Source organism: Veillonella tobetsuensis (assembly GCF_001078375.1).
GTDB classification, from domain to species: Bacteria; Bacillota; Negativicutes; order Veillonellales; family Veillonellaceae; genus Veillonella; species Veillonella tobetsuensis.
In genome coordinates, this window is the sequence record NZ_BBXI01000014.1 from 98724 (window position 1) to 112512 (window position 13789).

The 13789-nt window shown below is 39.4% G+C and carries 13 protein-coding genes; 4 read left to right on the forward strand and 9 right to left on the reverse strand.

The window, feature by feature from the left end; genetic code table 11:
• Nucleotides 1–27 precede the first annotated feature (27 nt).
• The 8 genes from VEI_RS05845 to VEI_RS05880 all read right to left on the reverse strand — a co-directional run bounded on the left by VEI_RS05845 (nt 28) and on the right by VEI_RS05880 (nt 7540).
• Nucleotides 28–1149 (reverse strand): cobalt-precorrin 5A hydrolase, encoded by a 1122-nt coding sequence (locus VEI_RS05845; RefSeq protein WP_059363475.1) that lies wholly within the window; start codon nt 1147–1149, stop codon nt 28–30.
• Nucleotides 1150–1153: 4 nt separating this feature from the next.
• Nucleotides 1154–1915 carry a precorrin-4 C(11)-methyltransferase gene (gene cobM, locus VEI_RS05850; RefSeq protein WP_059363182.1) on the reverse strand — a complete coding sequence of 254 codons (762 nt, stop codon included), beginning with the start codon at nt 1913–1915 and terminating at the stop codon, nt 1154–1156.
• 1 nt (nt 1916) lies between these two features.
• The gene (gene cbiT / locus VEI_RS05855; protein WP_059363184.1) at nt 1917–2504 is read right to left on the reverse strand and encodes a precorrin-6Y C5,15-methyltransferase (decarboxylating) subunit CbiT; all 588 of its coding nucleotides are present in this window, start codon (nt 2502–2504) and stop codon (nt 1917–1919) included.
• On the reverse strand, nt 2501–3127 hold the full coding sequence (gene cbiE, locus VEI_RS05860; RefSeq protein ID WP_059363188.1) for a precorrin-6y C5,15-methyltransferase (decarboxylating) subunit CbiE: 627 nt from the start codon (nt 3125–3127) through the stop codon (nt 2501–2503). The genes cbiT and cbiE overlap by 4 nt, the downstream gene beginning before the upstream one ends.
• On the reverse strand, nt 3103–4221 hold the full coding sequence (gene cbiD, locus VEI_RS05865; RefSeq protein ID WP_059363190.1) for a cobalt-precorrin-5B (C(1))-methyltransferase CbiD: 1119 nt from the start codon (nt 4219–4221) through the stop codon (nt 3103–3105). The genes cbiE and cbiD overlap by 25 nt, the downstream gene beginning before the upstream one ends.
• A gap of 71 nt (nt 4222–4292) precedes the next feature.
• A complete protein-coding gene (locus tag VEI_RS05870; protein WP_059363192.1) occupies nt 4293–4787 on the reverse strand; it encodes a YajQ family cyclic di-GMP-binding protein in 495 nt (164 codons plus the stop codon).
• Nucleotides 4788–5060: 273 nt separating this feature from the next.
• Nucleotides 5061–5777, reverse strand: a complete 717-nt coding sequence (locus tag VEI_RS05875; protein WP_059363194.1) for a hypothetical protein — start codon at nt 5775–5777, stop codon at nt 5061–5063.
• Nucleotides 5778–5926: 149 nt separating this feature from the next.
• Nucleotides 5927–7540 (reverse strand): WG repeat-containing protein, encoded by a 1614-nt coding sequence (locus VEI_RS05880; RefSeq protein WP_059363196.1) that lies wholly within the window; start codon nt 7538–7540, stop codon nt 5927–5929.
• A 146-nt stretch (nt 7541–7686) separates the two neighbouring features.
• Between VEI_RS05880 and VEI_RS05885 the strand changes: the two genes are divergently transcribed.
• The 3 genes from VEI_RS05885 (at nt 7687) to VEI_RS05895 (ending at nt 11227) form a co-directional block, all read left to right on the forward strand.
• Nucleotides 7687–8607 carry an RluA family pseudouridine synthase gene (locus tag VEI_RS05885; RefSeq protein WP_059363202.1) on the forward strand — a complete coding sequence of 307 codons (921 nt, stop codon included), beginning with the start codon at nt 7687–7689 and terminating at the stop codon, nt 8605–8607.
• Between the two features lie 130 nt (nt 8608–8737).
• Nucleotides 8738–9667 carry a class II fructose-1,6-bisphosphate aldolase gene (gene fba, locus VEI_RS05890; protein WP_059363205.1) on the forward strand — a complete coding sequence of 310 codons (930 nt, stop codon included), beginning with the start codon at nt 8738–8740 and terminating at the stop codon, nt 9665–9667.
• Between the two features lie 3 nt (nt 9668–9670).
• The gene (locus tag VEI_RS05895) at nt 9671–11227 is read left to right on the forward strand and encodes a putative polysaccharide biosynthesis protein (RefSeq protein ID WP_059363206.1); all 1557 of its coding nucleotides are present in this window, start codon (nt 9671–9673) and stop codon (nt 11225–11227) included.
• Nucleotides 11228–11355: 128 nt separating this feature from the next.
• Here the strand turns inward: VEI_RS05895 and VEI_RS05900 are convergent, their stop codons facing one another.
• Complete coding sequence (locus VEI_RS05900) at nt 11356–12720, reverse strand: hypothetical protein (RefSeq protein ID WP_059363208.1); 1365 nt, start codon at nt 12718–12720, stop codon at nt 11356–11358.
• Between the two features lie 329 nt (nt 12721–13049).
• Here VEI_RS05900 and VEI_RS05905 point away from each other — a divergent pair, with 329 nt between their 5' ends.
• Nucleotides 13050–13778 carry a gamma-glutamyl-gamma-aminobutyrate hydrolase family protein gene (locus tag VEI_RS05905; protein ID WP_059363213.1) on the forward strand — a complete coding sequence of 243 codons (729 nt, stop codon included), beginning with the start codon at nt 13050–13052 and terminating at the stop codon, nt 13776–13778.
• Nucleotides 13779–13789: the final 11 nt, after the last annotated feature.

The following is a 13789-nucleotide window of genomic DNA, read 5'->3' on the forward strand; positions in this document are numbered from 1 at the left end:
ATTCAGCGTCCCCAGGGCCAATGCCGATTACTTTGATGTTACCTGTGCAATGGCTACCGTTGTTTTGGGATACACCGTTTTGTGTTGTATTAATATTTGGCTCTTGGCCGCTAGTAATGCCGTTGTCTCGCATACGTTTCCTACTCCTATTGTTCCTTTTACAAATGTGGATTCTTTTAAATCCTGTTCTTCTATAACGGGTGCTATCTCTTCTTGTGTGTAGAAATGGATAGACCACCCTAATTCATTTACAGCCTCTAATAGACCGACTTCATCTTGTTTCACGATAACCGATGCAGCTGTGACGATGCTTTTTGGTGAAAGCTTATGCGTCTGCAGAGATTGTGTAATGGCATCCAGTATGAGTTCCTTTGGCGTATCTCGACGACAACCGATCCCCATCGTATACGTACAAGGGCGTAAGATGAGTTGCTCTGTATACTCAGGAATCACCTTATCTGTTATCACTACACGACGAACGCCATTAGTCTCAGGCAATGTAAATACATCTACCATCTGAACAGTACCATGCGTACCGATATGTGCTGTAGCAGATTGCGCTAAATGCTGTGCATTGACCAATGTGTTATCGATATAATAATTAACTGTTTCACCTGCGACGACAGCTGAGTTCACATCCACTAAGGTTTGGAAATCATCTACCAACAGATGCTCATGGCGCGCCAACACGTCAGGTGCTGGCAATCCGTTTACATCCGTAGCGGTTGTAATAACAGGGTCCGCATCGATGGCCAGCGAAATGGACTGCGTCCATTCGTTGGCGCCCCCAAGATGTCCGGATAATAAGCTAATTACATGGTGTCCTACTTCGTCCATTACAACAATCGCAGGGTCCTTAGATTTATGCTCAATATATGGTGCAATCATGCGCACTACAATACCGAGTGCCATAATGCACAACACTTGATCATAATCCTTGAAAATCTGTCCAATATGGTTTTTGAGGGAATCAAAATAGATGGCCTCGCCTCCAGATGGACGATTTTCTTTTTCAAAGCAATCTGCATGGGGTACCACCAAAGACTTGATGCGTTGACCTAGCTTTGCACCTCGTTCAGACACTGAAAGAATAGCTGTTCTATTCTTCTTGCTTCCCGTCAAAGGCGCAACAGTTTCTAGTGCTTTCATCACACTAGTCCTTAGCACTACGATACATGTGAGCAAAGCCCTTATCGTAAAGCTTAGATAATTCGTATTCACTATCTAGTACATGACTAACAACGATCATAGCTTGACGTAATACGCCTTCTTCAGCCACGATATCCGCAATCGTTTCTAATGTGCCACGAATAATGCGTTGGTCTGGCCAAGAAGCTTTCACTACGATAGCTACAGGTGTTGTTTTATCATAACCACCTTCGATAAGTTCAGCTACTACCTTATCTAGCATTTGAACGCTAAGGAAGATACACATGGTCGCTTCATGAGCCGCCAACATGCGCAATTTTTCCTTTGGAGGCATTGGTGTACGGCCTTCCATGCGCGTAATAATGACGGTTTGAGATACATTTGGCAATGTATATTCTTGTTTCAACGCCGCTGCTGTAGCAAGGAAAGAGCTTACACCTGGCACTACTTCATAGGTAATCCCCATGCCAGCCAAAGCATCCATTTGCTCTTGAATAGCACCGTAAATAGCAGGGTCGCCAGTGTGCAAACGGACAACCTTTTTGCCTTCTGCTACAGATGCTTTCATAACAGCTAGTACCTCATCAAGATTCATAGTAGCACTGTTATGAATTTCACAGCTAGGTTTACAAGCCTCTAAAATAGCAGGATTCACCAAGGAACCAGCATAGATAACAACGTCCGCTTCTTGTACTAAACGATAGCCTTTTCGCGTAATAAGCTCTGGATCCCCAGGGCCTGCGCCTACAATATGCACGTCAACCATATTACTCTCCTTCTGCGATACGCGTTGCAGATACAATAAAAATTGGACTCAATGGGTCCAACAAATGATATGGACCAGCCTTACGATAGCGGCTAATGGACATTTGGTACCCTTCATAGGTGAAAGGACGACCTTTCAACTCTTTTAAAATGGTATAACCCGTTTCCATCGTTACCGCAGTTACAACAAGGCGACCGCCTACCTTTAACAACCGTTGTACTTCATCCATAATGCCCGTCATACCACCAGCACTGCCGCCGATAATAACCGCATCAAGCTCAAGTAAATCTTCCATACCTTCTGGAGCCTTGGATTTTATAACAGTCATATTATTTACATTGAATTTCTTCATATTTTCATGAATCAACTCAATGCCTTTATCAAAACGTTCGATAGCATACACATGTCCTTTAGGTGCTGCAAGAGCCGCTTCAATTGAAATCGACCCAGTACCTGCACCTACGTCGAGGACGATGCTATCTTCTTCGATACGTGCTTCATTCATAACGGCTTTGCGAATCTCGCATTTCGTCATCGGCACGTCGCCGCGGATAAATTCCTCATCAGGAATTCCAAAAAAATGTCTCATCCTAGTACCACCATTACAGAATGACCAAATCCTTCGAGTTCTGTAAGAACCTCTAGCGTGGAGTCTACGATTTGCTCATCGTCATAACTCAATCGCTCAAGGGCTGCAGCTCTCGTTTCTTTTGGCCATCCTGCATCTATTAAAATACGCGCAATATGCGCTGGATTATATTCAGGATCCGTTAAGAATCCCATCTTCTTCCCTGCTTCATACACGAGTTTCTCAGGCGCTGGTTGGCGTCCATGAAAACTCATTAAATCCGCATCATGCCACACTTCGTTAAGGCGTGCAAAGGCAAATGTCATGGAACTAATGCCTGGCACCACTTCAATGCGTGTGGTAGGAAATTTCTTTTTCAAATACGGTAACAAGCTGTAGTAGCCTGTATCACCGCTTACCATAACTACAACATCATGGTCGTTGAGCTCACGCTCAATTTGTTCAGATAACATGCTTAGCTTACCTGTTACAGGATATGTAATTTGGCCAGGCTCTTGAAAGTCCTCTAAGGACCGTTCACTGCCTACCAATACTGTAGCATGTTTAATTAAATTAAGGCCTTTAGGCACCACATAATCAGGATTGCCCGGACCAATGCCTACGATATACAAGGTATGTGCCAATGTTCTAGCTCTCCTATCTCTTTTGCATGCTTATCCATAGCCAAAATCTCACCCTTTAATGTGGTAATAATAATACCTACTTCAGCCTCATTGGCAATATATCGTTCACTACGTAACGATGCACGATCTACCACACGTTGATATACACCAGTTAGGCCTTCTCGCTCTAAGATAGGGAACGTAGATTCTGTAGTTTGACAATTAAATAACTCTTCACAAACCGCCTGTGATGCACCTTCAAGGGCTGCATAGGCCACAATACTTTCCATGCGACCATCGCTCATGCGATTATGGGTATGAAAACTTCCGCTAGCAAGCTTAATAAGTTTACCAATATGACCAATAATTAAGATACGTTTAAATCCAATATGAACGGCTTGTTCAAGCATAAATCCGATGAAGTTACTCGTTTCAGCCATTTGGTTCTTATGGATACCAAGCACTTGTTCTGCCAAATCTTGACCAATCCGTCCTGGTACGAGAACCGCTGTTTCACAGCCATTGGCTTTCATCACCTTTAACTGAGGCACCAAAGAATTCTTGAACCCTTCTTCACTCATCGGTTTTACAATGCCCGTCGTACCAATAATGGAGATACCACCTTCAATACCAAGAGTATGATTCAATGTCTTCTTAGCCAACACCTTACCATTAGGCACACTAACGGTTACCGTTATGCCTTGACCATGAACACAGAATTCCTCAAAGACAAGTTTCATCATAGTCCGTGGACCCGGATTAATGGCAGGTTCGCCTGGCGGCATTGCTAGGCCTGGTTTCGTTACGGTGCCGACACCAAAGCCTGCGCGAAAGCGAATCTCCCCAGAATCATCAAGGGTAATGGTCGTTTCCACATCATTGCCATGTGTTACATCAGGGTCATCGCCGCCATCTTTCATAACGGTTGCCTTAGCCTCCGTATCAGATATAATCTCTACGGCCTTAATAGGCACCTCAATGTATTGACCTTGTGGGTTTTCAATAACCACCTTATCTACAATCTTCTTATCTAAGAGAGCCAATAAACCAGCTTTCATTCCTGCCGTAGCACATGAACCGGTTGTATATCCACCCTTCATGTCCTCTACTCTCATAGGGCCTCCTACACCAATAGGGTTAGCGATTCAAAGGAATCAATCTAACCCCATTTTTTATATCTATGTTATTAGGAACGGAAATTAACGAATTGCAATTCTACAGGAATATCCAATTGTTTTAACATTTGAATCACTGCTTGCAAATCATCTTTATCCTTGCCAGATACGCGCACTTGATCCTCTTGAATAGATGCTTGTACCTTTAATTTCATGTTTTTGATTGCTTTTACTACTTCTTTAGCATTTTCTTTTGTGATGCCTTTTTTAATAGTAATTACTTGACGTACAGTTGCACCTGCAGCTGGTTCAATCTTGCCATAGTCAAGATTTTTAATCGCTACATTACGCTTAACCATCTTGCCTTTTAATACATCGATAATAGCATTCAATTTATATTCGTCATCGCCAATAATTTTGATGGTGTCACCTTCAAGACTAATTTCTGCTTTAGAACCGCGGAAATCATAACGCGTACCAATCTCTTTCTTGGCTTGGTTTACCGCATTATCTACCTCTTGCATCTCAACTTCAGATACTACGTCAAAGGAACAATCTTTAGCCATATAATACCTCCCTACACCTGAACCCGTTGGGCATGGGGTCCACGCATTATTTTCATCATCATCCACGTATTCATTGAATAGAATACATCTATATAATTATATCGTAAATTATCAATATTTACTAGGAATTCAAATAATTAGATTATGATGATTTTTCATTAATCTAAATACAATAATTATCTTCGTATCCTATTATCTTTATATAATCAACTAAAATACCCAATAGCAATATTTTAAAATTTATCACTATTGGGTATTAATACTACTTATATTTTATTTAATTGGTAAAACAATATTTTGACCAGTAGGTTTGCTTGGATTCATAGCATTAGGCAAATCTTCCACTGATGCATTTAAATCTGTATCAGTAGATACAACAGCTACAAATTTTTGGCCAGGTTCATAGTATATATTAGTCCCTTTCATGAACAAGCCACCAACCAAACTTACTGCAGCAGCAACGGCAACTGCTCCATTATCAGAATGGCCCTTACCTTTAACTTCTGCAGTTAATGGAACATTTACACCATTAATAGTCTTAATGCTATCAATTTTAAACTCTAAACGACCTTTGCGTCCAAGCATACCATTTTTTCTTGCTTTTGTAATTGTCCCTAATACCTCTTGGTTTGCTGGAATAACAACTACATCATTAATTAGTAAATTTTCTATGGTCTTTAATCTAAAGGTATTTCCTTCTTTGCTTTTCTTAGAACTAATAGGATCGATTAATTCTAAATTTATATTTGTATCTTTAGGAATATACGCATGTCCAGCAGCAACAGATGATGTCTTTACAGTTGCCGTAGTTTCACCACTCTTTAACAACTGAATGCGATTAACTCCAGATGGTAATTCTGTCTTAACTACAGATTCCTGAGTCACACTTTGTGTACTTGTATCTTCTGCTGAAGCAGTCAGTGGTAATGCACAAGAAACACTAAGACAACCTACAACCAAAAGTTTTAATAATGCTTTAGATGTTTTCATATATTCCTCCAAAAGCGAATAAATTCACAAGCCAATTTATAACTACAGTATAGCACATTATGAAAAATTAATGAATTCCTCATTTATAGTTAAACAACACAATATACTAGGATAACCAATACATAAATTTTTATTATAATACAATCTATCTATAAAATCTCAATATCCTCATACTGTGGTTGTACAACCCACTCACCACGAAGATTTACAATTCCCCACTTACCTTGAGATTTGACCGGAGCAAAACCATGTTTAACGGGCATTGCAGAAGTGATTGTATTATCACTAAATAATACTTTACCACTATCATCAATAAGCTTATAATCACTAGAGGTCTTATGTACCCAAGTATATGGTCCACTAAATTTGTTTATCCCCATATCTTTGGAGGTAGTCAAAATGACATTTCCTGTTGTCATATCGATTAACTGTTGAGTATCACCACTCACGACAACCATATTAGTTAGGCTTACAAATCTAATAGAATCATAGGTAAACGGAATAACTTGTTTACCTGTATCCACGTCAAATACACCCGCTTTTTTATTATCTTTATTGATAAGTACTAACAATCCATTAATATCACTAAATTCGCCTAAATCATAATTACCTGGTTGAATAATATAATTACCTTCACGATTTACGAACCCAATAAGACCTTGATTTTTCACAAGTGTACCGTAAGCAGTAATTGGCCAAACTGCATCATTTTTACTGTCGATAACAATTTTACCATCACGATTAATATAACCACGCTTTACACCATCATATACAGGGTTCCATGCATCACCATAATAGATTCCGCCATGATTACTAAGGGTTATTCCTACAGCCATACTCAACAAGCCTCCAAGATTAAACTTGCTTATATGGCGTCGGAATTCTGCCAATCCATCATCATATGCGTCAATATCATTAGATGGTGCTTCAAATACAGTCTTACCTGTGCCATCAATTGCTACAGTTTTACCTTTCGCATCTTTTACAAAAGCACGATCTTCACTAAATTTCGTATATACTTCTTTAAATTGTGGTGCGATTACAGTATTACCTGATGCATCAGTAAAGCCCCATTTTCCTTTTACAGAAACGGCCGTATAAGAATCACTTGCATAGGTTTCCTTATGGTTTAACGAATTTTGATTCTTGTTTACAGTCTCATCATGATGATCAATAATTTGTTTAACCTGTTCATCTAAGGCATCTTTACCAGTTGATAAAACGGTACCATCTACTTTAATATGTTCTAAAGTTTTCTTTAACTTTACGAAGTATGTTCCGTCCTCAGCATAAGATGGATCTAACTCTTTATATTGTGGATCAAGCAAAACTTGACCATTAGTTCCTACAAGTCCCCATTTACCATTTTGCTTAACCTTAGCTAATTGACCCATTTTAATAAAAGCACTATTACTTTCAGTAGCCTCATCAATGTTTGCTTGGAGAGACTTAAATGCTTCTGGTGCTAATTTTTGAGTTGCTCCAATAATTGGTACGGCTACATAATCACCTAATTGCCCTACACCAACAGATACAGTTGTACCACTTGATTTAGTAGATACCTTTTCAGTCGTAGAAATATTAGTAGTAGATGTGGATGCACTATGTTGTTCACGTGTTACACGCGTACTTGTAGATGTTGGTGTATCATGATTTGTTACTGTTGTACTACTAGTGGATGTTGTACTAGATGCTGCGAAAGCACTCGTAGACATAGCCGCCAACACACATGCGACTAATAAAGATTTTCTGTTGAGTTTCATAGGCCTCTCCTCTTATTACTCAAAGTATTCTAGATATAAAAATTTTATAAACAACTATTAACATAAATTATACTATATAGCCCTTTATATATACAACAAATTGTGAAAAATTCTTCATCCATTATTTTTTTGCTATAATAGGACCTATGAAAACAGCAACCATAATCGACTTGATTGTAGATGCTAATGTACACACGCAATCTATGAATCACATCATAAAACAACAGCATATTTCACAGCGCATGCGACGACGTCTAAAAAATAATGGGATCATCACCATTAACGGACAATCGGCTACATGGGATACCCTTGTTCATGGCGGAGATCATCTACTTATGAAATTAGCACCTGAACAAGAATTTTCACGCACTCCAATAAATCTGGAAATCGTATACGAAGACGATTACATCCTCGCTGTAAATAAAGCCGCCGGTGTTCTTATGCACCCTACCTCGACAGTACGCGAGGGAACATTGGCCAATGGAGTTTTGTATTATTACAACAAAACACATCAAGTCCATGATTTCCACCCTGTCCATCGTCTCGATAAGGACACATCGGGCATCGTTATCATCGCTAAAACATCGGTAGTACAACACGCCTTTGATAAGCAACGCATAAAATTTCAAAAGGTTTATGACGCCATCGTTGAAGGCACTATGCCAAGTCAATCGCTAACCATTAATTATCCCATCGGACGTAAACCGGGTAGCATCATCGAACGGTGTTGCACATTAATCGGCAAACCGGCTCGTACAGATGTGACGGTATTGACACACCACATAGTTTCCGAGCCAATACAAATGGATATAAATATTAGCACGCAACAGGTTCTCACTCATGTGCAATGTGTATTGCATACGGGCCGAACCCATCAGATTCGTGTACATCTATCCCATTTAGGTTTTCCTTTAGCTGGTGATGATTTATATGGTGGTCATTTAGACCTAATTCAGCGCCAAGCATTACACGCAGGATATCTATCTTTCACCCATCCTATGACACAAAAACACATGGAATTACGTGCACCTCTACCAGAGGACATGAAAAATATACTTAATCCATAAAACAGTATAAAAATTGTGGTACTTTACATTGTTTCTTGATATACTAACAATGAATAGATATGTATCATCATAAGTTGATGACAATACTTTCAAAATACATAGAATCGGCTACTATGCCAAGGAGGACATTATGCCATTAGTAACGACTACGGAAATGTTTAAAAAAGCTTATGAAGGCGGTTACGCAGTAGGTGCTTTCAACGTTAACAATATGGAAATCGTGCAAGGTATCGTAGATGCAGCCAAAGAGGAACAATCCCCTCTTATTTTGCAAGTATCTGCAGGTGCTCGCAAATATGCTAAACATATTTATCTTGTAAAACTAGTAGAAGCAGCATTGGAAGATAGCAATTTACCTATCGCGCTTCACCTTGACCACGGCGATTCCTTCGAAATCTGTAAGGACTGTGTAGATGGCGGTTTCACATCCGTTATGATCGACGCATCTCACCATGATTTTGAAGAAAACGTAAAAATTACAAAACAAGTTGTTGAATACGCTCATGCGCACGGTGTTGTAGTAGAAGCAGAACTTGGTCGTTTAGCTGGCGTCGAAGATGACGTTAACGTATCCGATGCAGACGCTCGCTTCACAGACCCTGAACAAGCTGCTGAATTCGTAGCATTAACAGGCGTTGATTCCTTGGCTATCGCTATCGGTACTAGCCATGGTGCATACAAATTCAAAGGCAATCCTTACCTTGACTTCGATCGTTTGAAAAAAGTTGGCGAATTATTGCCTAACTTCCCAATCGTATTACATGGTGCATCCTCTGTATTGCCTGAATTCGTAGCAAAATGTAACGAATTTGGTGGCAACATTCCAGGTGCACAAGGCGTGCCTGAAGCAATGCTTCGTCAAGCAGCTCAAATGGCAGTTTGCAAAATCAACATCGATACAGACCTTCGCCTTGCGATGACTGCATCTGTTCGCGAATACTTGGCTCAAAATCCATCCGAGTTTGACCCTCGTAAATATTTAGGACCTGCTCGTGACGCTATTAAAGGCATGGTAGCTCACAAAATTAAAAACGTATTGGGTTCTTCCAACACTCTATAATCAATGGCTAGTGGATTTTTAAAAGGAACCTTAATTTTAACCATTGCCGGTTTCGTAGTAAAAGCCATCGGTAGTATTAACTGGATTCTTCTATCCCGTATTTTAGGCGGTGAAGGCATCGGTATCTACCAGATGGCCTTTCCTATCTATTTATTACTCTTACAAATTTCGAGCGCAGGTGTGCCAATCGCCATTTCTATATTAACGGCAGAACGGCTAGCCCTACACGACTTTGGTGGGGCCAAACGAGTATTCAATCTTTCCTTTATTATGCTCACCATAACAGGACTCATCGCCAGCCTCGCCATGTATTTTGGTGCGGATTGGCTCATCTCTAGTGGCATCATTACGGAAAGTCGTGCCTACTACTCTATTATCGCGCTCGCTCCGGCAGTGTTCTTTGTAACTTGGATATCCTGTTTCCGTGGTTATATTCAAGGTTATGAAATGATGACCCCTACAGCGGTCAGTCAAATCGTTGAGCAACTTTTGCGCGTTATCGTTATGCTCGGTGCGGCGGCCATTCTATTGCCTTACGGTTTACCTGAGGCGGCAGGCGGTGCTAGTCTAGGCGCCGGCGTTGGTGCCTTTGGTGCCTTTCTAGTACTCCTATACTATTACTACAAATTGCCTAAGGCTAGTAGTACTGGTGAAAGCTACGATGGCCCACGGGAATCCAGTGGTGAAATCTTAACACGCCTTGTGGGATTGGCTTTGCCAATTTCCTTGGCCAGTATCATGTTGCCATTGACGGCTAACCTAGATTTGCTCATCGTACCTCGTAGACTATTAGTGGCGGATTTCTCCATGAACGAAGTGACAGAGCTATTCGGTTACTTAACAGGCATGGCAGTACCACTCATCAACTTGGCTACTATCATCACGGCTGCCTTGGCTACGAGTATCGTACCGGCCATATCTCACGCATTTGCCAAACGAGATCAAGAGGGCATCTACTCACGTACATCAGGTTCCATGAAACTTACCTTTATGGCAACTGTGCCATTTACGGTACTCCTTTATGTATTAGCTGCTCCAACGGTAACATTAATCTATAATGCACCAAAAGCAGAGTTGGCTACACAAATTACAGCCTTCTCCATCTTCTTCCTCGGTGTTCACCAAGTAACAACAGGGATTTTACAAGGTTTAAATAAACCTCGTATCCCAGTTATCAACATGGCTATCGCCCTTGTTATCAAGGTTATCTTAAACTGGAACTTAACCTCCATACCTTGGCTTGGCATCGGTGGTGCTGCGTGGGCAACCGTTGCAGATATCGGCTTTGCAGCCTTACTCAACTTGATTTACATCAAAAAATACACAGGCTACTTCCTCGATATTTCCCTTCTATGGAAAAACGTAGTCAGTGCCGGTGTCATGGGTATACTCATCTTTATGAGTTACCACTACTTAACAGATATCTTACCAATGTGGGGTAACTTTATACTCACAGGTATCGAAGGGTTAGTCCTCTATGTTATCATTATGGTTCTATTAAAAGGAATCAATAAAAATGACGGGGCTAATATGCCGTTGATTGGTAGATTCTTTAGATAATTACATATAACAACAAGAGGACTGACCTATGCGAGTCAGTCCTCTTTCTTGTATCGAACAATATAAAATACTCTATATATGATCTCTATATGATTATACCCTATGAAAAGACATTTATTTTTTATTAGCTATTTTTTATTAGCTATTTTTTCTAGCAGTTTTTCTTCCAATAAATACGATGGCATACCTAAACCCGCCTTATACTTACTGTAATTCTCTTTATTTTGCTTATAATCTACATATTGCACAATATCACGAAGCTTAAAATTACTAACATGAACCTCATGAGGCTTTATTATATAGTGAGAATAACGATGTGTATCATCAAATACAGTCATAATAAATAAAGTATCCTTCTCACCCTTAATTTCAAAATATATGCCAGGCAACCCATCATTCCATACGGTCGCATATTGAATTGGCTTGCCTTCATTTAATGAATCTACACCTACAAAGTCCATTAAAGAATTGTATAAAAGATTTTGTGCTTTTACGTCATCCCTTTTATGAAGTGGGGCTACTGAAATAGACTCTTTAATTTTCCCTGATTGGAAATACTCTATTTGCTTACCAGTTTTAGTAATCTTCGTTCCCTTCGATTTACTATTTTTTAGAGTTCTAAATGTGAAAGGCCCTCTATGTACCTCAGAGGTGTACTCTAGTATATCACTAGCAGGCTTAACAGATGGCAATACAATATTGGCCAATGGAGCCATAATAGTCCGTACTACTGTATCTTCACCTTGAGCACTTAATTTTTTTGAAACACTCTTAGAAGGTATATAACCAAGATGATAAGAGATCGTTGGCTGTTTAGGCATTGTAAAGTTTATGGTACCTACTATTCGGTTATTTTTATATTCAAACACATCCCATGTAGCCTTGTTAACAGTTGTATATGTAAAAGGATTGGCACCTAAAACCTTTATACTACGTTTATCTTCATTCGATATAGGATTCCGTTTCTTATAAAATACGTCTTTCATAGATTCAGAGTTTAACTTATTATAGGCTATATTAGTGTCTTCCCAATTCTCACTCTTTGGCTGTGGTCTTAACTCATAAGACCATTCACCATCGTAACTCAAGATACCACCACTGCGTGTTATCTCCTTATGCTTACCGGAACTCTCATCAGCATGCCCTACGATACTCGCTTCAGGAACAGTAAATTTTATATCCGCCCCATGATCTTTTAAAATAAACACTGTACTAGAGTACTTAATACCATGATTCAATTCCGTATTATGGTAAATATCTGCTGGCAATCTAGACATATCATAATTGGGAATCGCCTCATCAGCCTTTGTAACACGCTCTACTATTTTTTGTTCCATTTGTCGGGACTGTGCTGTATTCTTACGATAGTTTTGATATTCATCTACAGACACTGTCGCATCAGCACCAGGTATATTGACAGAAATTCCATAGGCCTGTCCCATACCTAATGTCATACCAAGAAAACCTAATGCTATTAGTCGCTTCCAATTCATAAATACGCTCCTCTATACTTCTATCTCTTAAACTAACCATTATTATACCTAATTATTAAATATTTATCAATTTTCTTTAAATTTTTGTTTTTTTCATGAGTATGACAGTGTCTTAATATATAGAATTATTAGCATAGAAATAGTACTTGTGCATTATGTTATAGTCTATTAAAAATATATGCTATATACTAATACATAGTGTTAATGACTAGTGTATAGGATTAAGGCTTCTTGTTAGACCTTCTCTTTTTGTATGGTATTGATATAGACCTATAAGGTTACTACCAATTTATATAATTGAAACTATGATTTATATATGAGGTGATACGATGACTAAACCATGTATCGGTATTTCTGGCAGCATATTGCGTACAAATGAAGCGCCTTTTGCAGATGTGTTAAGAGCTTTTGTAAACGATGATTATGCTCGCTCTATTGAAGAAGCTGGTGGAATTCCAGTTATTATTCCTTTTACAAAAAATCTAAAGGTTGCCCGAGAATCACTCTCTCGTTTAGATGGGCTCCTCCTTACTGGTGGTCACGATGTGTACCCTCTGCACTATGGTGAAGAACCTTTACAAGGCATCGAAGATGTTTGGCCGGAGCGAGATCAATTTGACTTTGCTTTGTTGAAAGCTGCCGAAGAAAAACAAATTCCGATCTTTGCCATCTGCCGTGGACTTCAAATCCTTAACGTATATCGTGGTGGCACATTATATCAGGATTTAAAATATGATACATCCTGCTCCTTAAAACATTCACAAAATCAAACGCCAGCCCTTGGAACCCATACAATAGCAATTGATAGTAATTCAAAATTAGCCAACGCTATTGGACATACTAATTGGGTAACGAACTCACATCACCATCAATCGGTAAAGGATGTGGGCGATAGTTTACATATTACGGCCCATGCCAAAGACGGTACTGTGGAGGGCTTAGAGGATGATAACTATCCATGGCTTGTAGCTTGCCAGTTCCATCCAGAAATGATGACAATAAATGACCAAAAAGCAAAGCGCTTATTTAAAGCATTTATAAATGCTACAACAAAATAATACAGCAAAGA